Annotated in this window: 20 protein-coding genes; 10 read left to right on the top strand and 10 right to left on the bottom strand. The window is 71.1% G+C overall.

What is annotated here, in order from left to right; translation table 11 throughout:
* Positions 1-72: 72 nt before the first annotated feature.
* Complete coding sequence (locus tag ACH4LD_RS10015; RefSeq protein ID WP_014673544.1) at positions 73-381, bottom strand: hypothetical protein; 309 nt, start codon at positions 379-381, stop codon at positions 73-75.
* 430 nt (positions 382-811) lie between these two features.
* The gene (locus ACH4LD_RS10010; protein ID WP_132785496.1) at positions 812-1,414 is read right to left on the bottom strand and encodes a TetR/AcrR family transcriptional regulator; all 603 of its coding nucleotides are present in this window, start codon (positions 1,412-1,414) and stop codon (positions 812-814) included.
* 90 nt (positions 1,415-1,504) lie between these two features.
* Between ACH4LD_RS10010 and ACH4LD_RS10005 the strand changes: the two genes are divergently transcribed.
* The 4 genes from ACH4LD_RS10005 (at position 1,505) to ACH4LD_RS09990 (ending at position 5,377) form a co-directional block, all read left to right on the top strand.
* The gene (locus ACH4LD_RS10005) at positions 1,505-2,440 is read left to right on the top strand and encodes an oxidoreductase (protein WP_398055648.1); all 936 of its coding nucleotides are present in this window, start codon (positions 1,505-1,507) and stop codon (positions 2,438-2,440) included.
* A 112-nt stretch (positions 2,441-2,552) separates the two neighbouring features.
* Positions 2,553-3,323, top strand: coding sequence for a trypsin-like serine peptidase (locus ACH4LD_RS10000; RefSeq protein WP_398055647.1), 771 nt, complete (start codon positions 2,553-2,555; stop codon positions 3,321-3,323).
* A 114-nt stretch (positions 3,324-3,437) separates the two neighbouring features.
* Complete coding sequence (locus ACH4LD_RS09995) at positions 3,438-4,439, top strand: NlpC/P60 family protein (protein ID WP_398055646.1); 1,002 nt, start codon at positions 3,438-3,440, stop codon at positions 4,437-4,439.
* Between the two features lie 230 nt (positions 4,440-4,669).
* On the top strand, positions 4,670-5,377 hold the full coding sequence (locus ACH4LD_RS09990) for a phosphatase PAP2 family protein (RefSeq protein WP_132785493.1): 708 nt from the start codon (positions 4,670-4,672) through the stop codon (positions 5,375-5,377).
* 203 nt (positions 5,378-5,580) lie between these two features.
* On the opposite strand, the gene ACH4LD_RS09985 is transcribed toward ACH4LD_RS09990, so the two are convergent.
* Positions 5,581-7,152 carry an FAD-binding oxidoreductase gene (locus tag ACH4LD_RS09985; RefSeq protein ID WP_398055645.1) on the bottom strand — a complete coding sequence of 524 codons (1,572 nt, stop codon included), beginning with the start codon at positions 7,150-7,152 and terminating at the stop codon, positions 5,581-5,583.
* A gap of 322 nt (positions 7,153-7,474) precedes the next feature.
* Here ACH4LD_RS09985 and pstS point away from each other — a divergent pair, with 322 nt between their 5' ends.
* From pstS to pstB, 4 genes are all read left to right on the top strand, one after another.
* A complete protein-coding gene (pstS, locus tag ACH4LD_RS09980; RefSeq protein WP_398055644.1) occupies positions 7,475-8,608 on the top strand; it encodes a phosphate ABC transporter substrate-binding protein PstS in 1,134 nt (377 codons plus the stop codon).
* Positions 8,609-8,720: 112 nt separating this feature from the next.
* A complete protein-coding gene (pstC, locus tag ACH4LD_RS09975; RefSeq protein WP_398055643.1) occupies positions 8,721-9,725 on the top strand; it encodes a phosphate ABC transporter permease subunit PstC in 1,005 nt (334 codons plus the stop codon).
* Positions 9,722-10,783 carry a phosphate ABC transporter permease PstA gene (gene pstA / locus ACH4LD_RS09970; protein ID WP_132785489.1) on the top strand — a complete coding sequence of 354 codons (1,062 nt, stop codon included), beginning with the start codon at positions 9,722-9,724 and terminating at the stop codon, positions 10,781-10,783. Before pstC ends, pstA begins: the two co-directional genes overlap by 4 nt.
* A 72-nt stretch (positions 10,784-10,855) precedes the next feature.
* On the top strand, positions 10,856-11,632 hold the full coding sequence (gene pstB / locus ACH4LD_RS09965; RefSeq protein ID WP_132785488.1) for a phosphate ABC transporter ATP-binding protein PstB: 777 nt from the start codon (positions 10,856-10,858) through the stop codon (positions 11,630-11,632).
* A gap of 245 nt (positions 11,633-11,877) precedes the next feature.
* On the opposite strand, the gene ACH4LD_RS09960 is transcribed toward pstB, so the two are convergent.
* Both ACH4LD_RS09960 and ACH4LD_RS09955 read right to left on the bottom strand, forming a co-directional pair.
* Positions 11,878-12,876: an anion permease gene (locus ACH4LD_RS09960; RefSeq protein WP_398055642.1), complete on the bottom strand. Its 999-nt coding sequence runs from the start codon at positions 12,874-12,876 to the stop codon at positions 11,878-11,880.
* A 7-nt stretch (positions 12,877-12,883) separates the two neighbouring features.
* Positions 12,884-13,504: a DUF47 domain-containing protein gene (locus ACH4LD_RS09955; protein ID WP_015493282.1), complete on the bottom strand. Its 621-nt coding sequence runs from the start codon at positions 13,502-13,504 to the stop codon at positions 12,884-12,886.
* Between the two features lie 215 nt (positions 13,505-13,719).
* On the opposite strand from ACH4LD_RS09955, the gene ACH4LD_RS09950 reads away from it, so the two are divergent.
* Positions 13,720-14,025, top strand: coding sequence for a metal-sensitive transcriptional regulator (locus ACH4LD_RS09950; protein WP_103809639.1), 306 nt, complete (start codon positions 13,720-13,722; stop codon positions 14,023-14,025).
* A 5-nt stretch (positions 14,026-14,030) separates the two neighbouring features.
* Here ACH4LD_RS09950 and ACH4LD_RS09945 read toward each other — a convergent pair whose 3' ends face one another.
* Both ACH4LD_RS09945 and ACH4LD_RS09940 read right to left on the bottom strand, forming a co-directional pair.
* Positions 14,031-14,192, bottom strand: a complete 162-nt coding sequence (locus ACH4LD_RS09945; RefSeq protein ID WP_014673530.1) for a hypothetical protein — start codon at positions 14,190-14,192, stop codon at positions 14,031-14,033.
* A gap of 117 nt (positions 14,193-14,309) precedes the next feature.
* Positions 14,310-15,173 carry a hypothetical protein gene (locus ACH4LD_RS09940; protein ID WP_398055641.1) on the bottom strand — a complete coding sequence of 288 codons (864 nt, stop codon included), beginning with the start codon at positions 15,171-15,173 and terminating at the stop codon, positions 14,310-14,312.
* A gap of 643 nt (positions 15,174-15,816) precedes the next feature.
* On the opposite strand from ACH4LD_RS09940, the gene ACH4LD_RS09935 reads away from it, so the two are divergent.
* Positions 15,817-16,002, top strand: a complete 186-nt coding sequence (locus ACH4LD_RS09935; protein WP_132785484.1) for a hypothetical protein — start codon at positions 15,817-15,819, stop codon at positions 16,000-16,002.
* A 3-nt stretch (positions 16,003-16,005) separates the two neighbouring features.
* Here the strand turns inward: ACH4LD_RS09935 and ACH4LD_RS09930 are convergent, their stop codons facing one another.
* Genes ACH4LD_RS09930 through ACH4LD_RS09920 form a run of 3 tightly spaced genes read right to left on the bottom strand, consistent with a single transcriptional unit; the run spans position 16,006 to position 19,836 of the window.
* Complete coding sequence (locus tag ACH4LD_RS09930) at positions 16,006-16,419, bottom strand: NUDIX hydrolase (RefSeq protein WP_398055640.1); 414 nt, start codon at positions 16,417-16,419, stop codon at positions 16,006-16,008.
* A 17-nt stretch (positions 16,420-16,436) separates the two neighbouring features.
* Positions 16,437-17,495, bottom strand: a complete 1,059-nt coding sequence (locus ACH4LD_RS09925) for a CHAD domain-containing protein (RefSeq protein WP_398055639.1) — start codon at positions 17,493-17,495, stop codon at positions 16,437-16,439.
* On the bottom strand, positions 17,476-19,836 hold the full coding sequence (locus ACH4LD_RS09920; RefSeq protein WP_398055638.1) for an RNA degradosome polyphosphate kinase: 2,361 nt from the start codon (positions 19,834-19,836) through the stop codon (positions 17,476-17,478). The genes ACH4LD_RS09925 and ACH4LD_RS09920 overlap by 20 nt, the downstream gene beginning before the upstream one ends.
* Positions 19,837-19,957 lie beyond the last annotated feature (121 nt).

The following is a 19,957-nucleotide window of genomic DNA, read 5'->3' as shown; positions in this document are numbered from 1 at the left end:
TGGTGACTCGACATCAGGGGGACGCAACCTCAGCCGGTGGGCACGACGGGTGGGTGGGGTGGAGGGGACGGGCTAGACCGCCATGCCGTACACGATCGTGAACAGTGTGCCGAGGGACCCGATGATGAACACCCCGGTGAGACCGGCGATGATGAGGCCCTTGCCCTGTTCGGCGCTGAAGGTGTCCCGGAGGGCCGTGGCGCCGATGCGCTGCTTCGCCGCGCCCCACACCGCGATGCCGAGGCAGAGGAGGATGGCCACGGCCATGACCACCTCGATCATCACCTTGGCCTCGTTGCCCAGGCTGCCGAAGGGGCCCCAGTCCGGAGCGATCCCGCCGATGATGGTGTTGATGTCTCCCTTGTCGGCCGCAAAGAGCATGTAAGTCACCGCCCCTGGTGGGTAGTTCCGTGAGTGCCCCTGCAGTGTGCAGAGGTCAGGCCTCATTGTCGCCGACAACGTCGCCAACGTATGTCGACTTGACGTCATTGACTGGCGGGTTTCGTACGAATAGCCCGATCGGTCACTCTGTGTATCACGGCAGGTCACGCTGGGCAACGAGGTCGGAGTGGAACCGGTCGGGCGACGCGTCGCGTCGATGTTCTCACGGGGGACGGGAAAGCGGGCCACGGCTGGTTGCCGTGGCCCGCCCGTCCGTGGAGCAACTGACGTTGCTGCCACTGGTACCGACGGCCGCGTACGGGAACTCGGGCCGGTGGCAGCCGCTTGACGGGGTGTCGGCCAGGGCGGGACGCCGGCGATGATCGGGGCGGAGGCGCCGCCGCCGTGGTGGAGTCGGTCGGCGCGGCGGTCAGCGCGGGCGCAGGCCGTGCAGTAGCAGGTGGACGTGGGTGTCCAGGCCGGCCAGGGTTTCCTCCGCGTCGAGCGCGCAGCCGGCGATCAGGGCGGCCAGGCCGTGCAGACTGGCGGCGGCGACCGTGGTGAGGCGTTCGGGGTCGCCCTGGACGATCTCGCCCTGTTCCTGGGCGTCCGCGACCAGCCGGGTGAAGGTGCCGAGGGAGCGGTCGACGGCCGTCGCGAGCTGGGCGGAGCTGTCGGGGTCGTGCTTGCGCGCGAACATCAGCTCCAGCAGCTCGGGGTTGTCGACGGCGAAGCCGAGATAGGCGCGGGCGAGGCCGGTGATCCGCTCCTCGAAGGGCCGGTCCGGGCGGTCGGCGGTGGCCAGGGCCTGGTTCAGGCGCTCGTATCCGTCCAGCGCCAGGGCATCGAGCAGGGCCTGCTTGTCCCTGAAGTGCCGGCCGGGGGCGGCGTGGCTCACGCCGACGTCCCGGGCCAGTTCGCGCAGCGAGAGCGCGCCGACCCCCTTGTCGCGCAGAGTGCGCTCGGCGCTCTTGAGCAGGGCGGCGCGCAGGTCTCCGTGGTGGTAGGGGCGGGGTGCGGACATGCGCATCATCGTATCTCGATGTTGTCATCGCCATCTTTGTTGACGGTGGCATCTTTGTTGTCGTTGACAGCATTGTTGGCGGTGCCTACATTGTGGGCCATGGCTGATACGACCGAAGCGCGCGGCAAGCGCGGCAAGCGCGGCAAGTGGAACGCGACCCGTCTCCCCGACCTGACCGGCCGTACGGCCGTCGTCACCGGCGCCAACAGCGGCATCGGCCTCACCGCCGCCCGGGCGCTGGCCGGCGCCGGGGCGCATGTGGTGCTCGCGGTGCGGGACCTCGCCCGGGGCGGTGCCGCGGCGGCACGGGTGGCCGGCAGCACCGAGGTGCGCCGGCTGGACCTGGCGGACCTCGACTCGGTGCGGGAGTTCGCCGCCGGCTGGGACCGCCCGCTGGATCTGCTGATCAACAACGCTGGCGTGATGATGGTGCCGGAACAGCGCACCAAGCAGGGCTTCGAGCTGCAGTTCGGCACCAACCACCTGGGGCACTTCGCGCTGACCACCCTGCTGCTGCCCCGGATCACCGACCGGGTGGTGACCGTGGCGTCCGGCGCGCACCGCATGGGCGACCGGGTGATCCACTTCGAGGACGTGAACCTGCGCGGGAACTACAGCCCCGCGCGCGCCTACGCCCAGTCGAAGCTGGCCAACCTGCTCTTCACCCTGGAGCTCCAGCGGCGTCTGACGGAGGCCGGGTCGGCCGTACGGGCCCTGGCGGCGCATCCCGGCTGGGCGGCGACCAACCTCCAGAGCCACACCGCCAACCCGTTCGCCCGCCTGTTCATGCGGGTCGGCAACCGGTTCCTCGCCCAGGACGACGAGGCCGGCGCCCTGCCCACCCTCTACGCGGCCACCCAGAACCTGCCCGGCGCGTCCTACGTCGGCCCCGACGGTCCCGCCGAGATGCGCGGTGCCCCGGCCCTGGTCGGCCGCAGTGCGGCGGCGAGCGATCCGGCCGCGGCCCGGCGGCTGTGGACGCTCTCGGAGGAGCTGACGGGCGTTCGGTGGCCGCTCACGGCGACGGTGCGGTGACCGGGTGACGGCGACGTTCTGACCGCCATACGGGGGGAACGGGAGGTTTCACAGGAAAATCTCAGCGAAGACGGAAGGGGATTCTCACCTTCGTCGTACAGAGTGGGGCCTGATGAAGCGCACCTCACGCATCTCGGTCACCTCACGGCCCGCGTTGCTCGGCGCTGTGGTGCTGCTGGCGGTGACGTCGGCCTCCGTGGCCGCCGCGGACGACGGGCGGGGGCCCCTCGGGGTCACCGCCGACACCGTCGCGACCCGGCACAGCGCGCGGGTGGGCGCGCTGTTCGACGCGGACCGGGCGGGCAGGCTCGCCGGCGGCCACTTCTGCACCGCCTCCGTGGTGCACAGCCCGCGGGGCGATCTGATCGTCACCGCGGCGCACTGCGTGGCCGGCGCCGACGGCGATCTGGTGTTCGTGCCGGGCTACCGGGACGGGCGGGCGCCGTACGGGGTGTGGAAGGTGACGCGGCGGTTCCTGCCGGACGGGTGGGCCAAGGGGCAGGACGAGGACAGCGACGTCGCCTTCGCCGCCGTCGCCGCGCGGCACGGCGAGCGACTGGAGGACGTGGCCGGCGCCAACCGGTTCACGACCGGCGCGGCCACCGGCGCCACCGCGGTCACCGTCACCGGCTACCCCGACTCCCGCGAGGTGCCCGTCAGCTGCACCAACAGGCCGGTCCCGCACAGCCGTACCCAACAGCGCATCGACTGCCCGGACTTCACCAGCGGCACCAGCGGCAGCCCCTGGGTCAACGGTGACGGCCAGGTCGTCGGCGTGCTCGGCGGCCATGAGCAGGGCGGCTCGACGGCGGACACGTCGTACAGCGTGGTCCTGGGCAGTGAGGCGGCGGAGCTGTACCGGGACGCCGCGGCCGGTCGCTGAGCGGGACCGGCCAGGGCCCTGAGGGCGCGTCACCTGCGCCGCGCCACCTGTGAAATGACGCCACTTCGCGCACAAATGGCCTTGAACCGCGCCCGCATGGGGGAAAGTTGAACCGTGCGGAAGGTATGGGTGATCGGTGGGGCGGCCGTCGGGCTCGGCATGGGCTTCGTCATGCTGCTCGTCGTCGGGGTGTATCTCGTGGCCGGGAACCTGGTGGGCGGGGTGACCTCGGGGGGCCGGGGGCTGGCCAAGGGCGCGGTTCCGGCCGCCTACAAGTCACTGGTGCAGAAGTGGGGCAACCTGTGCCCGGCGCTCAGTCCCGCGCTGCTCGCCGCGCAGCTCTACCAGGAGAGCGGCTGGAACCCGACCGTCGTCAGCCCGGCCGACGCCCGCGGGATCGCCCAGTTCATCCCGAGTACCTGGGCGACCCACGGGATCGACGGCGACGGGGACGGCAAGCGGGACATCTGGGATCCGGACGACGCGATCCCGTCGGCCGCCTCGTACGACTGCGAGCTGGCGAAGTACGTGAAGGACGTGCCGGGGAACGTCTCCGACAACATGCTCGCCGCCTACAACGCGGGCGCCTACCGCGTCATCCGGGCGGGTGGGGTTCCGGCCATCAGCGAGACGCGGAACTACGTCCAGCGCATCCGCAGCCTGGAGAAGAGCTTCGCCGCGCCGGTCACCCGGATCGACCCCACCCGGCAGGCCGCCGGCGCCATCGCCTTCGCGCAGAGCAAGCTCGGCACTCCGTACCTGTGGGGCGGCAACGGCACCGCCGACCAGGGCGGGCGCTTCGACTGCTCGGGGCTGACCAAGGCCGCGTACGAGAAGGTCGGGATCAGCCTGCCGCGTGTGGCCAACGACCAGTACAACGCCGGGCCGCACCCCTCACGGGACCAGTTGCTCCCGGGTGACCTGGTGTTCTTCTCCGACGACCTCACCGACTCCCGGGCCATCCGGCACGTCGGCATCTACGTCGGCGGCGGATACATGATCGACGCCCCGCGCACGGGTGCCGTCATCCGCTTCGACCCCGTCGACACCCCCGACTACTTCGGTGCCACCCGGGTCACCGAAGATGGCGCAAAAGCACTGCCCACGACGGTGTGAACCGAGCGTGAACCCACCCCCTGAGCTGGGGCGATGAGTCTCTCTTCGATAACGTCTGCGTGATCATTCAGTGGAGAGTGGAACGTATAGGCGGTGGGCATGCGTTCCTGTTGACGTAGCCGAGCGGACGTCAGTGCGGCAGTGCAGCGGAAGCGGATCTACGAACCACGGGGGGCAGGAGCGACGCACACGAGGTGCGTCCGGGAAGACGACGAAGGGGCCGCAGCACGATGGCTGTACTCGCCGAATCCGGATCGAACCCCGACGTCGACCTGCTCTACGACATCAACGGCCTGGCCAAGGACGCGCCGCACTGGTTCGACCGGGTCATGGAGTTCGTCGGTGAGTACGGACTGCTGCTCGCCATGGTGCTGCTGATCCTGTGGTGCTGGTGGTCCGTGCGGCGCCGGGGCGGCGAGGAGGCCGCGCCCTCGGTGGCCGCGCTGGTGTGGGCGCCGCTCGCGGCCGGCCTCGCGGTGCTGGTCAACGTGCCGATACGGGGCTTCGTGGAGCGCCCCCGCCCGTTCGTGGACCACCGGGGCCTGGACGTCCTCGTCTCCGGCAAGACCGACTTCTCCTTCGTCAGCGACCACGCGACGATCACCATGGCGCTCGGCGTGGGGCTCTTCGTCGCCCACCGCCGCTTCGGCCTCGCCGGCATCGGCCTGGCCCTGCTGGAGGGCTTCTGCCGGGTCTACATGGGCGTGCACTACCCGACGGACGTCGTCGGCGGCTTCGCCCTCGGTACGGCGGTCGTCCTGCTGCTGTCCCCGCCGGCCACGGCCCTGCTCACCCCGCTGATGCGGGCCGTGGAGCGCTCGCCGCGCGCAGGGTGGCTCGTGCGCCGGCGGTCCGCCGCGGCCGGCGGCCGGGGCAACACCCTGCTGCCCGGCGCCCGCAGCCCCCTGGAGACCGAGGAACGGGACCTGGCGGCCTAGGGCCTCTCGTTCGGATCACGCCGGGCTCGCGGGCCCTGGCTCCGCGCCTCGCCGCGTTGTCGTCGGTTGCCATGGCTCCGCCATGGCGCCCTCCTCCGCCTTGCGATGCACGGCACCAGACCCCGCTCCCTGATCCGGCCTGATCCGAACGAAAGACCCTGGCCGCCCCCCGAGGGCCGTCGGCGGGAAGGCGGGCCCGCCCGTTACAGACCCTGCGGGGAGGAGAAGAACCGCTGTGGGTCGTACTGCTGCTTCACCTTGGCCAGCCGGGCCGCCGCGTCCCCGTAGTACGCCTTCTTCCAGTCCTTCAGCGTCGGGTCGGTGTAGTTCTGGTAGGCGGCTCCCGACGCGTACGGCTGCATCGCCCGGTGCGCCGAGGTCAGCCAGGACTGGGCGGTGGAGCCGGAGGCCCCCGCGCCCCAGGAGGCGATGTACTGGGCCAGCATCCGCGAGCGGCGGTGGACGAACGCCGTCGCGGTCGGGGAGACCCGGTTGACCGCGCCGCCGAGCGCGGTGAACGCGATGCTGCCCGCGCCGCCCCGCACGGCGGCGATCTGCTGGAGCACGGTCTGGATGCCGGCCGCGGACAGCGAGCGGTCGAAGAAGTCGGAGCGGGCCGCGTACGTCTCGCGGCCCAGCCTGCCCTGCGGGGAGCGGCCCGGGGTGGAGCCGGGCAGATGGCACTGCGCGTCGGTGGAGAAGGAGGAGCAGCCTGCGTAGATCTCCATCGCCTCCTCGTAGCCCCGGCGGCGCAGGGAGACGGAGGAGGCGTCGGCGCCCGCCAGGTGGGCCAGGCGGTCCACGGCGTTCTGGAGCTCGCCGTAGGTGCCGAGGGAGAAGCAGGCCACCGAGATGGCCGGGGTGCGGCCCGGGGAGCACGACAGGTGCAGGGAGGACCAGATCTCGTCGGGTTGGCCGGGGCCCCACTCCTGCCACGCCTTCAGCACCTTCGCGGCCCTGGACCACGGCCAGGTCAGGTATGCGGTCACGGCCTGCGGTGCGGCATGGGTCCGGAACTGCAGCTCGGTGACGACGCCGAAGTTGCCGTTGCCGGCGCCGCGCAGCGCCCAGAACAGGTCCTTGTTCGTGCTCGCGTTCGCCGTGAGCTGTTTGCCGTCCGCGGTGATCAGGGTGGCCTGGGTGAGGCTGTCGCAGGTCAGGCCGTAGGCGCGGGAGGCCACGCCGTGGCCGCCGCCGAGCACCAGGCCGGAGACGCCGACGGTGGGGCAGGAGCCCGCCGGTATGGTCACGCCCTTCGCGGCCAGCGCGCGGTAGACGTCGATGAGCTTGGCGCCGGCGCCGACGACGGCCTGGCCGCCGCTCGCCCGGACCCGGTTCAGCCGGGACACGTCGACGATCAGCCGGTTGTCGCCGGAGGAGTAGCCGGCGTAGGAGTGGCCGCCGTTGCGTATGGACACCTTCACGCCGTGCGCGTGGGCGTAGGCGAGGGTGGTGCGGATGTCGGCGGTGTGGGCGACATAGGCCACCGCGGCGGGCTTCAGTCCGTCGAAGCGGGTGTTGTACAGCTGGTGGGCGGCCTTCCAGCTCGCGTCGCCGGGCCGCACCAGGGTGCCGTCCAGGTCACGGGCGAGGGCCGCCCAGTTCGCGGCGGCGGTCGCGCTGGTGGTCCTGATGGCCGTCAGCGAGGATGGGCGCGACGGCGTACCGGGGTGGTCCGCCGCAGGGGCGGACGAGCCTCCGCCCGCACCGCACGCGGTCAGTGCGGTCGTCGCCAGGGCGGCCGCGCCGCCCGAGATGAACGTACGCCGTTCCATGTCCGTCGCCTTTCCTCGGCTGTCGTGGAACGAGACGACGCGCCGCACCTCGGGGTTCCCCCGGCCGGGTGACGAACATCGAAGGCACGTTCGCGCAACCCGGTCGTCGGAACCTTCGCGTGCTCTCCCCGTGAGCATTCCGTGACCTCACCAGGCCGACGGCAGGGGTTCACCCCTCGTTCACTTCCGGCCATCGGCGGCTTCACCTGATCTGCCTAATTTCGGCCGTACCGGGTGCCGAGTGCGGCCATCAACGCCCTCACGCACCTCTATGACCTCGCGCGCCGCCGACAGCGGCGGCTCCTGGAAGGAACTCCCGAAAGTGAAGCTTCAGCGCAAGAACCGGCTGCGCGCCCTTTCTCTCGGTGCTGTCGCCGTCACCGGCGCCCTGGCCCTGACGGCGTGCGGCTCCGACGACAACGGCGACGGCGGCAGTGCTTCGGGCAACCCGTCCACGTCCGCCAAGGCCAGCTCGATCAAGTGCGACGACGCCAAGGGTCAGCTGCTCGCAGACGGCTCCTCCGCGCAGAAGAACGCGATCGACGCCTGGGTGAAGGCCTTCTCCCAGGCCTGCGGTGTGCAGATCAACTACAAGGGCGGCGGCTCCGGCGCCGGTGTCACCGCGTTCACGCAGGGCCAGGTCGCCTTCGCCGGTTCCGACTCGGCGCTGAAGCCCGAAGAGGTCACCGCCTCCAAGCAGGTCTGCAAGGGCGGCCAGGGCATCGACCTGCCGATGGTCGGCGGCCCGATCGCCCTCGGTTACAACGTCCCGGGCGTCGACAACCTGGTCCTGGACGCCCCGACCATCGCCAAGATCTTCGACAGCAAGATCACCAAGTGGAACGACCCGGCGATCGCCGCCCTGAACAAGGGCGTGAAGCTCCCCGACCTGAAGATCCAGGCGTTCCACCGCTCGGACGAGTCCGGCACCACGGACAACTTCACCAAGTACCTGATCGCCACCACCCCGGACAACTGGAAGTACTCCGGCGGCAAGGCCTGGCAGGCCAAGGGCGGCCAGTCCGCCCCGCAGTCCGCGGGTGTGGCCCAGCAGGTGAAGCAGACCTCCGGCGCCATCGGCTACTTCGAGCTGTCCTACGTCAAGGACGGCCTCAAGGCCGTGTCCATCGACACCGGCGCCAGCAAGCCGGTCGCGCCCAGCTCCGAGAGCGCCACCGCCGACATCGCCGCCGCGAAGGTCGTCGGCACCGGCAAGGACCTCTCGCTGAAGCTGGACTACAAGACCAAGGCCGAGGGCGCCTACCCGATCACCCTGGTCACCTACGAGATCGTGTGTGACAAGGGCAACAAGGCGGACACCCTGCCCGCCACCAAGGCCTTCCTGCGCTACATCGCCAGCGAGGACGGCCAGAAGATTCTCCCGAGCATCGGCTACGCGCCCGTGCCCGCCGACATCATCTCCAAGGTCCGCACGACCATCGAGGGCCTGAGCTGACCTGATCCGAGAGTGCGGCCCGGTACCCGACAGGGCCGGGCCGCACCGTCCGGTGCACCGCCGCCATGAGCCGCGGCCCCTCGGGGCACGGCTCCGCAGACCGGAGAACCCGATGGACATATCGACGACAACCGACGTACCTCCTCCCGCCCCCCAGCCCACCCTCGCCGAGCAGAAGCGCGCGGCCCGTGGCGCCACCCGCCCCGGTGACCGCATCTTCCTGGGGCTGTCCCGAGGCTCCGGCATCCTGCTGCTGGCGATCATGGCCGCCATCGCGGTCTTCCTCACCTACCGCGCCGCCCTCGCGATCAGCAAGGACCACGCGAACTTCCTGACCACGTTCGAGTGGAACACCAGCGTCCTCGAACCGAAGTTCGGCATCGCGGTCCTGGTCTTCGGCACGATCGTCTCCTCGGTCATCGCCATGGTCATCGCGGTCCCGGTCGCGGTCGCCATCGCGCTGTTCATCACGCACTACGCCCCGCGCCGCATGTCCGGCCCGGTCGCCTACGTGATCGACCTGCTCGCCGCCGTGCCGTCCATCGTGTACGGCCTGTGGGGCGCCCTCGTGCTCGTCCCGCACATGAACGGCCTGTTCGGCTGGCTCAACGAGTTCTTCGGCTGGACCGGCGTCCTCTCCTGGGACCAGGGCCCACCGCGCTCGATGCTCACCGTCGGCATCCTGCTGGCGATCATGATCCTGCCGATCATCACCAACGTGAGCCGTGAGGTCTTCCGCCAGGTCCCGCAGATGCACGAGGAAGCGGCCCTGGCCCTCGGCGCCACGCGCTGGGAGGTCATCCGCATGTCCGTGCTGCCCTTCGGCCGCTCCGGCGTGATCTCCGCCTCCATGCTCGGCCTCGGCCGCGCGCTCGGCGAGACGATGGCCGTCGCCACCGTGCTCTCGCCGTCCTTCGACATCCAGGCCAGCCTGCTCAACCCGGGCGGCGGCACCTTCGCCCAGAACATCGCCAGCAAGTTCAGCGAGGCGAACGAGTTCGGCCGGGACGCGCTCATCGCCTCCGGTCTGGTCCTGTTCGTCATCACCCTGCTGGTCAACGGCGCGGCCCGGCTGATCATCGCCCGTCGCGCGGAGTACTCGGGGGCCAACGCATGAGCACCGCAGCCGTCACCGACAAGCGGCCCAGCACGCTGCGCGCCGCGAGCCTGCCCCGGTGGACGCCGTGGGCCATCGCCGCCGGCTCCCTCGTCCTGGGCATCGGCATCAGCCTGGCCGCCGGCCTCGACAGCCAGATCCAGTGGGGTCTGATCGCCGCGGTCCTCTTCGTCCTCGGCACCTTCGGCATCGCCGCGCGGGTCGAGGGCCGCCGCCAGGCCAAGGACCGCGTCGCCACCAGCCTCGTCTGGGTGGCCTTCCTGCTCGCCGTGGTGCCGCTGGTCTCCCTGATCTGGGTGACCGCCGCGCGCGGTGTGAAGGTCCTCGACGTCTACTTCCTGACCCACTCGATGGGGGTCGTCGCCGACACCGAGCCCGGCGGCGGCATCTACCACGCCATCATCGGCAGCCTGGAGCAGGTCGGCCTCGCCACCCTGATCGGCGCCCCGATCGGCGTGCTCACCGCGATCTACCTGGTCGAGTACGGCCGCGGCCGGCTCGCCAAGGCCGTCACGTTCTTCGTCGACGTCATGACGGGCATCCCGTCGATCGTCGCGGGCCTGTTCATCCTCAGCCTGATGCTCATCTTCGAGATGCAGCCGTTCGGCTTCGCCGGTTCGCTGGCCCTGGCCATCCTGATGATGCCGGTCGTCGTCCGCTCCACCGAGGAGATGCTCAAGCTCGTCCCGAACGAGCTGCGCGAGGCGTCCCTGGCGCTGGGCGTGCCCAAGTGGCGGACCATCCTGAAGGTGGTCCTGCCGACCTCCATCGGAGGCATCACCACCGGCATCATGCTGGCGGTCGCCCGTATCGCCGGTGAGACCGCGCCGGTGCTGCTGCTGGTGTTCGGCAACCCGTTCATCAACAACAACCCCTTCGAGGGCGCGCAGGCGTCGCTGCCGCTGTACATCTACCAGCAGTTCGCCAACAGCGCGGGCTCCGGTGCGGCGTTCGACCGCGCGTGGGCGGCGTCCCTCACGCTGATCGCCTTCGTGATGATCCTCAACCTGGTGGCCCGCGGCATCGCCCGCTGGAAGGCCCCGAAGACCGGTCGCTGAGGCGACTATCTCCGGCTCCGCGGGGCGGGGCCACACAGCGACCGAGCTTGAATTTCTGGAAGTGAAGCAGACATGGCCAAGCGAATCGACGTAAGCGGCCTCACCGCCTTCTACGGCTCCCACAAGGCGATCGAGGACATCTCGATGACCGTGGAGCCGCGGTCGGTGACGGCGTTCATCGGCCCCTCCGGCTGCGGCAAGTCGACGTTCCTGCGCACGCTGAACCGCATGCACGAGGTCACCCCCGGCGGCCGCGTCGAGGGCAAGGTGCTCCTGGACGACGAGGACCTGTACGGCAGCGGGGTCGACCCGGTGTCCGTCCGCCGTGAGGTGGGCATGGTCTTCCAGCGTCCGAACCCGTTCCCCACGATGTCGATCTTCGACAACGTGGCCGCGGGCCTGCGGCTGAACGGCAACTACAAGAAGTCGGAACTGAACGACATCGTCGAGAAGTCCCTCAAGGGCGCGAACCTCTGGAACGAGGTGAAGGACCGCCTGAACAAGCCGGGCTCCGGTCTGTCCGGTGGTCAGCAGCAGCGTCTGTGCATCGCCCGTGCCATCGCGGTCGAGCCGAATGTGCTCCTCATGGACGAGCCCTGCTCCGCCCTGGACCCGATCTCCACCCTCGCCATCGAGGACCTGATCGGTGAGCTGAAGGAGCGGTTCACGATCGTCATCGTGACGCACAACATGCAGCAGGCGGCGCGTGTCTCGGACCGTACGGCGTTCTTCAACCTCGCGGCGGTCGGACAGCCCGGCCGGCTGATCGAGATCGACGACACGGAGCGGATCTTCTCCAACCCGTCGGTCCAGGCCACGGAGGACTACATCTCCGGCCGCTTCGGCTGATCCCCCGATCCCCTCGCGGTGCTGCATGGCGGTGCCACCGCGAGGACGCAAAGGGCCCGCCCCTGGCTCCCGGGGGCGGGCCCACTGCGTTGTCACTGCTTGTCACTGCGTTCGGCTTCGGGACGGGGGTCTTCGGGGCTACGCCCCTCGCCCCGGTGCTTCCCACCCGCCCACCCGACTCGGTCAGCTGGAGGGCGGGAGTGAGGTGGGGTTCGGCTCGGGTGGCTGGGAACGGGTGGGCCCGGTTACAGCGCCACCAGCTTGACCACCCCGAAGGCCAGGGCGGCGACCAGGGCCGCTGCCGGCATCGTGATGAACCAGCCGAGGATGATGTTCTTGGCCACGCCCCAGCGGACGGCGTTGACGCGCTTGGTCGCGCCCACGCCCATGATGGCCGACGTGATGACGTGGGTCGTGGAGATCGGCGCCTTGAAGAGGAACGCCGTGGTGAACATGATCGACGCGCCGGTCGTCTCGGCGGCGAAGCCCTGCGGCGGGTCCAGCTCGATGATCTTGCGGCCCAGCGTGCGCATGATCCGCCAGCCGCCCGCGTAGGTGCCGAGGGACAGCATGATCGCGCAGACGATCTTCACCCAGACCGGGATCGGGTCGCCGTACGTCTCATGGCCGGAAATCACCAGTGCCATGACGACGACACCCATCGTCTTCTGGGCGTCCTGGAGACCGTGGCCCAGCGCCATGCCGGCCGCCGAGACGGTCTGGGCTATGCGGAAGCCGCGCTTGGCCTTGTGCGGGTTGGCCCGGCGGAAGATCCACAGGATCGCCGTCATGACCAGGTAGCCGACGATCAGGCCCACGACCGGGGACAGGAACATCGGGATGATGACCTTGTCGACCACCCCGTGCCAGATCACCGTCGTACCGCCCGCCAGCGCCGCGCCCACCAGGCCGCCGAACAGGGCGTGCGAGGAGGAGGACGGCAGGCCGAAGTACCAGGTGACCAGGTTCCAGACGATCGCGCCGAGCAGGGCCGCGAAGAGGATCCCCATGCCGGTCGAGCCCTGGGGCGTCTCGATCAGGCCCTCGCTGACCGTCTTGGCGACGCCGGAGCCCAGGAAGGCACCGGCGAGGTTCATCACGGCCGCCATGGCGAGGGCCGCCCGCGGGGTCAGCGCCCGCGTCGACACCGATGTCGCGATGGCGTTCGCCGAGTCGTGGAAACCGTTGGTGTACGTGAAGAAGAGCGCGACCGCGATGGTCACGACCAGGGCGAAGGTGTCCATCGACGCCTCAGGACTCCTTGACGGCGATGGTCTCCACCGTGTTCGCCACGTGCTCGAAAGCGTCCGCCGCCTCTTCCAGGACGTCCACGATCTGCTTGAGCTTCAGCACCTCGATCGCGTCGTACTTGCCGTTGAAGAGGTGGGCGAGCAGCTTGCGGTGGATCTGGTCGGCCTGGTTCTCCAGCCGGTTGACCTCGATCCAGTACTCGGTGAGGTTGTCCATGGTGCGGAGGTTCGGCATGGCCTCCGCGGTCAGCTCGGCCGCCCTGGCCAGAACCTCGATCTGCTGCTCGACGCCCTTCGGCAGTTCCTCGACGTTGTAGAGGACGACCAGGTCGACCGCCTCCTCCATGAAGTCCATGATGTCGTCCAGGGAACCGGCGAGGGCGTAGATGTCCTCCCGGTCGAACGGCGTGATGAACGAGGAGTTCAGCTGGTGGAAGATCGCGTGCGTGGCGTCGTCACCTGCGTGTTCCGCGGCCCGCATACGCTCTGCGATCTCGGCCCGGGCGGAGGAGTCCGCCCCGAGCAGTTCCATCAGGAGTTTCGAGCCGGTGACGATGTTGTCCGCGGACGCGGCGAACATGTCGTAGAAGCTCGTCTCCCTGGGGGTCAGACGAAAGCGCACGTGGGGTCCTCGGGGTGCTTCGGTTTCGGTCAGGCTGATGCTAGGCGCATCATCCGGCCACGGCTAATGGGCCGCATCCCAGTGTCGCCCATCGAGCACAGTGGTCAGCACGGGGGCGTGCGAAGGGCCGTCTACCCCGGAAAGTTCGTTACCATATACCCAGTAGGGGTATGTGTCCCTTTTGTCCCTGACTCGTCCCGAGACGGAGGCCCGCGATGACGACGACCGAGGCCGGCGCCACGCACGGCTACCACAAGCAGAAGGACGAGCACCTCAAGCGGCTGCGCCGGATCGAGGGCCAGATCCGCGGCTTGCAGCGGATGGTGGAGGAGGACACGTACTGCATCGACATACTCACGCAGGTCTCCGCCTCCACGAAGGCCCTGCAGTCCTTCGCGCTCCAGCTGCTGGAGGAGCACCTGCGGCACTGCGTCGCGGACGCGGCCGTCAAGGGCGGTGACGCGATCGACGCCAAGGTGGACGAGGCGACGAAGGCGATCGGCCGGCTGCTGCGCAGCTGAGCGGATCAGGCCGCGTTCCGCTCCTCGGCGACCCGCAGCACCTCGTCGATGCTCTCCAGGCTGAGCCGGTCCTCGGCGGCGGAGGCCGCGATGATCAGCTCTCCGCACAGCTCGATCTCGGCGAGGGCCACGTGGTCCTGAACCGCCGTGCCGCCGACCGCAGCCACCCGCCTCACCTCTTCTCGGACGTCACCGCTCCCTAGAGTAGGCAGCGCTCCACGCACCGCGCATGGCACGGACGGGCTACTTACGGGGTGGCGACCCGGACTAGTGACTGGCCGGTTTCAGGCCCCGCCGCCGGTCCCGCCCTCCTCGGCGATCCGGCCCGCGTAGATGTCCTCCGGGGCCGGCAGCCGTACGTCGGCGGGGGCGCCGAAGTCGTACAGCAGCAGGGTGGAGGCGACCGCCACGGTGGCCTTCTGGCGGCCGTTGACGAAGCTGAAGCGCTGCCGCAGCTTGCGGATGCGGCCCTGGTCGTCCAGGTACGCGTCGAACGGCACCTCGGCCGTGGCGAACCCCTTTGCCGCCGCGGCCAGGGCCGCCCTGTTCGCGGCGGAGGCGTACCGGGCCGCGCGGCGCAGGTCGGCGGTGCCCCGGTAGTGCCGCACCGCCGTCCCGGCGACCTCGGTCCGGCCGACGAAGACCGCCTCCCGCGTGCCGCGCAGCACCTCGGCCGCCGCGTACGGGTCGGTCGCTCCGCCGGTGACCAGATTGCCGTCGGACAGCGTCGCGGTCTCCACCCGCACCCACTTGTCGGCGGGCACGCCGGCGCCCCGGTTCTTCATGAACAGCGCGCCCGGGGCGAGGAGTTCGGTGATGGGTCGGTGTTCGGAGGCGCCCGTCGGGTCCTCGGGCAGCACCACCGTGAGCCGGCCGAGGCGGTGCCGGTAGTCGTAGACGCCCTTGCCGCGGATGGTGACCCGGGTGCCGCCGGTGGCCATCTCCATCGAGGTGCCGGCCTTGGAACTGCCCGCGTCCCGCAGCGCGTCGGCGGCCCGGTGCAGGGTGGCGACGGGGTCGCCCGCGCCCTTGACGTCCTCGGCGGCGGCCCCGCTGCCGGAACAGCCCGTGGCGCCCGTCCCGAGGGCGAGGAGGACACCCGCCGCGACGACCGCGCCGCCCGCGCGCCTGTGCTGCCGCCGATCCATCGCCTGCCTACCCCCAGCCGGTGTGTCCGTCACGGGCCCCCTGTCGTCCGGATAACGACGGCTGGGGGGCGCCGTCACGCGCCGCCGGGAGCGGCGGCGGGGGCGCGCCGGGGCGAGGGGAGCGGGACCGGCGCCGGCGGGGGGCGGGATTGCAGCCGAGGGGGCGAGGCTGGCGCCGGTGGGCGCGAGTGCGGCGCGGGTGAGGGTGGGTGGCGCCGACGGGGGGAGTACGGCGCCGACGGGGGGAGTACGGTGCCGACGGGGGGAGTACGGTGCCGGCGGGGGTGGGGCTGGTGCCAGTGGGGGGTGGGAGTGAAGCCGAGGGGGCGAGGCTGGCGCCGGTGGGCGCGAGTGCGGCGCGGGTGGGGGTGGGGTGGCGCCGACGGGGGCGAGTGCGGTGCCGACGGGGGCGAGTGCGGCGCGGGTGGGGGTGGGGTGGCGCCGACGGGGGCGAGTGCGGTGCCGACGGGGGCGCGTCCGGTGCCGACGGGGGCGAGTGCGGTGCCGACGGGGGCGAGTGCGGTGCCGACGGGGGCGAGTGCGGCGCTGACGGGGATGTGGCCGGTGTCGGCAGGAGTCGGGCAGACCGGTGCCGTCGGGAGGCAGACCAACTCTTTAACCGGGTCTGGGTACCTTTGACGGTGTGGCAGTTACCGCGGTACCGGAGGACGGGTCGGAACGCGCCCGGTCCGGGCAGGAGCACCTCACGACGACGACCGAGCAGGGCCCCTTCTGTGTGGCCAGATGCAGTTGCGGCTGGCGCGGCCCCGCCCGCCGGGCCCGCAGCCAGGCCCGTACGGACGCGGAGGGGCACACGACGGGCCTCTGACCGTCACCGGCGCTCCAGGGCCCGCAGGAGCGCGTCCACCAGGTCCCCGTCGCGCGGTTGGGTCAGCCGGGCCCGGGCCGCCGCCGGGGCCAGCCAGAGGATGCGGTCCACCTCGGCGTTCGGCGCGAAGTGGCCGGAAACCGCCTCCGCGGCCCAGTACCGCACCCGCTTCGGGCGGCCGTTGGCCGAATACTGCAGGGTCGGCAGCTCGCCGCCCGGCTCCGCGGTGTACCCGGTCTCCTCCGCGACCTCGCGCAGCGCGCCGGCCAGCGGGTCCTCGCCCCGCTTCAGCTTGCCCTTGGGGTGGGACCAGTCGTCGTACTTCGGCCGGTGGACCAGACAGATCTCCAGGTCGCCGGAGACCGGGGAGCGGCGCCACAGCACACAGCCGGCCGCCTGGACCACGGTGTCGTTCACACCGCCTCCTCGTGGGGTCAGGGCGCGGGGACGGTCTGCTTCTGCCACGCCTGCTGGAACGCGAACCGGGCCGCCTCGACCTCATGCCGCTGGTCGGCGTGGAGCACACCGAGCGCGTACGCCGTCGCCGGGGTGATCCGGGGTGTGCGGGCCGCCTGCGCCGCCGCCGCTGCCGCCTCCGAGGCGTCCCGGTGCCGGTTCAGTGCCTGGCCCGCCGTCAGCAGCCGCACATCCACCGGGGCGTTGCCGCCGTGCAGCACCTCGCGGGCGTACCGGTGCAGGCGCAGCAGCAGGCGTACCTGGTGCCAGGGGCTGTCCTGGGGGTGCGGGGACGGGTCCGGGGACAGGCCGTGGACCAGGGCCTCCGCGTTGTAGGGGTGGCCGGCGGTGACCAGGGGGAGCGCGGTGACGGCGTCCGTGAGGCGTTCCTCGGCCGCGGCGGCCAAGGGGTGCAGGGTGGTGGCGGGGGCGGTGGGGGTGAGGGGGACCTCGCTGGCGAGTACGGCCACCTTGTCGGCCACGGCGTGGAAGCGGGAGGAGCCGAGGGCCTGGAGGGCGGTGGAGTGGGCCCTCGTCCGGGCGAGGGTGAGCTGGCGTTCGAGCAGGGCGCCCGCCTTCGCCGCGCCGACCGTGAGGTTGGCGCGCTCCGCCGTCGCCGTCGCGGTGGCCGGACCACCGGTGTTCGACGGCGCCGTCACGGCCTGCGCCGGGAACACGGCCGCGCCCGACAGCCGGTGCAACGCCAGCAACAGGCGTTCCAGGCGGGCCTCGTAGGCGTGTTCCAGGCCCAGCGTGCCGGACAGCCAGGCCAGTTCCGGGCGCATCTCCTCCGACCAGTCGGGGTCCAGGAGGGGGCGGAAGGTGTGCAGGCTGGCGCTGATGCGGCGGGCCGAGCGGCGCAGGGCGCGGGCCGCGTCGACGGGCTCCTCCGGTCCGGCCGCCTGGCCCCCGGTCTCCCGGTGCAGGCGCAGGGCGCGGAGGAACTCCGTGGCCTGGGCGCGCAGGTAGCCCGCCAGGGCGTTCCCCGTCACCGCCTCGGCCGTGGGGTCCGTCGGGTCAAGGTGTTGCTGTGCCACGCCGGCGCCTCCGGGCGTCTATGAGCATCTCCTGGACGTTGCGCAGGGGTTGGCCGTCCGCGTCGGTCGCGTGCCGCGTCCACTCGCCGTCCGGGCCGAGGTGCCAGGAGGCGGTGCTGTCGGACATGCCGGTGTCCAGCAGCCGGTTGAGGGCCGCGCGGTGGCCGGGGTCGACCACCCGGACCAGGGCTTCTATCCGGCGGTCGAGGTTGCGGTGCATCATGTCGGCGCTGCCGATCCACACCTCGGGCTCGCCGCCGTTGCCGAAGGCGAACACCCGGGAGTGTTCGAGGAAGCGGCCGAGGATCGAGCGGACCCGTATGTTCTCGGACAGGCCCGTGACGCCCGGGCGGACGGCGCAGATGCCCCGCACCCAGATGTCGACCGGCACGCCCGCCTGGGAGGCCCGGTAGAGGGCGTCGATCACCGCCTCGTCCACCATCGAGTTGACCTTGATGCGGACGAAGGCCGGACGGCCCGCACGGTGGTGCTGGACCTCCTTGTCGATCCGCGCGACCAGTCCGTCCCGCAGGGACTTGGGGGCGACCAGCAGGCGGCGGTAGGTCTCGCGGCGCGAGTAGCCGGACAGCCGGTTGAAGAGGTCGGAGAGATCCGCGCCGACCTGCGGGTCGGCGGTGAGCAGCCCGAGGTCCTCGTACAGGCGGGCCGTCTTCGGGTGGTAGTTGCCGGTGCCGACGTGGCTGTAGCGGCGCAGGGTCTCGCCCTCCTGGCGGACCACCAGCGACAGCTTGCAGTGCGTCTTCAGGCCGACCAGGCCGTAGACGACGTGGCAGCCGGCCTCCTCCAGCTTGCGCGCCCACTTGATGTTGGCGTGCTCGTCGAAGCGGGCCTTGATCTCGACCAGGACGAGGACCTGCTTGCCGGACTCGGCGGCATCGATGAGCGCGTCGACTATCGGGGAGTCGCCGGAGGTGCGGTACAGGGTCTGCTTGATGGCGAGGACGTCCGGGTCGGCGGCGGCCTGCTCCAGGAACGCCTGCACGGAGGTGGAGAAGCTGTCGTAGGGGTGGTGCAGGAGCACGTCCCGCGCGCGCAGCGCCGCGAAGATGTCGGGCGCGGACGCCGACTCCACCTCGGCGAGGTCGCGGTGGGTGCCGGCGACGAACTTGGGGTACTTCAGCTCCGGCCGGTCGAGGCTGTGGATGCGGAAGAGGCCGGTGAGGTCGAGCGGGCCGGGCAGCGGGTAGACCTCCGCCTCGGAGATCTTCAGCTCGCGCACCAGCAGGTCCAGCACCTCGCGGTCGATGGACTCCTCGACCTCCAGGCGCACCGGCGGCCCGAAGCGGCGCCGCATGAGTTCCTTCTCCAGGGCCTGGAGGAGGTTCTCGGCGTCGTCCTCCTCGACCTCCAGGTCCTCGTTGCGGGTGATCCGGAAGGCGTGGTGCTCCAGGATCTCCATGCCCGGGAACAGCTCTTCCAGGTGGTTGGGGGCCGCGATGACGTCCTCGATGGGGACGTAGCGGCCGGGGGAGGCCTCCAGGAAGCGGGACAGCAGCGGCGGCACCTTCACGCGCGCGAAGTGCTTGTGGCCGCTGACCGGGTTCCGCACCACGACGGCCAGGTTCAGGGAGAGCCCGGAGATGTACGGGAAGGGGTGCGCGGGGTCGACGGCCAGGGGCGTGAGGACCGGGAAGATCTGGTGCCGGAAGAGCGTGAAGAGCCGGGCCTGTTCCTTGTCGGTCAGCTCGGTCCAGCGGACCAGGTGGATGCCCTCGTCCGCGAGCGCGGGGGCGACGTCCTCGTGATAGCAGGCGGCGTGCCGTGCCATCAGCTCGCGGGAGCGGGCCCAGATCATCTCCAGCACCTCGCGGGGCTGGAGGCCGGAGGCGGAGCGGGTGGCGACGCCGGTGGCGATACGGCGCTTCAGACCGGCCACCCGGACCATGAAGAACTCGTCCAGGTTGCTGGCGAAGATCGCGAGGAAGTTCGCGCGCTCCAGCAGCGGCGTGTTCGGGTCCTCGGCCAGCTCCAGGACGCGCTCGTTGAAGGCGAGCCAGCTGCGTTCCCGGTCGAGGAAGCGGCCCTGGGGCAGGGGCGCGCCGTCGGTCGGCGCCTCCTCGTAGGTGTCGAGACCCGCGTCGAGATCGGGTTCCAGGTCGGAGACCACGGCGGCCACGGCGTGCTGGCGGTGCGCGGCGATGGAGCCCACGGAGGGCTGGGGGTGCTGTACCTCTGCCTGGGTGTCTTGCTGACTCATGAACCCATTCTTCCGCGCAACGGGTGACACAAGCGCGTCGGAACGTGCGGGCGGGAGCGTGACGGCCCCGTTCCCCGCGGGCCCCTCGGGGGGCGGCGAAGGCTCTGGCACGGCGGGCTTCATTGCCCGAGCGTCGCAAGCCTGGCTGAATCAATGGTTACGGCGACATGACGTGCGGGATAGCGGGGGGCGGCCCGAAGGGGTTCCCGGCCGGGCGGGCGGGGGCCGAGGAGGCTCAGGTCGT

This window comes from Streptomyces sp. NPDC017676 (assembly GCF_044329325.1).
GTDB lineage: Bacteria > Actinomycetota > Actinomycetes > Streptomycetales > Streptomycetaceae > Streptomyces.
The sequence above is the reverse complement of the archived record's forward strand: the minus strand, read 5'-3'. Positions and strand labels throughout refer to the sequence as shown.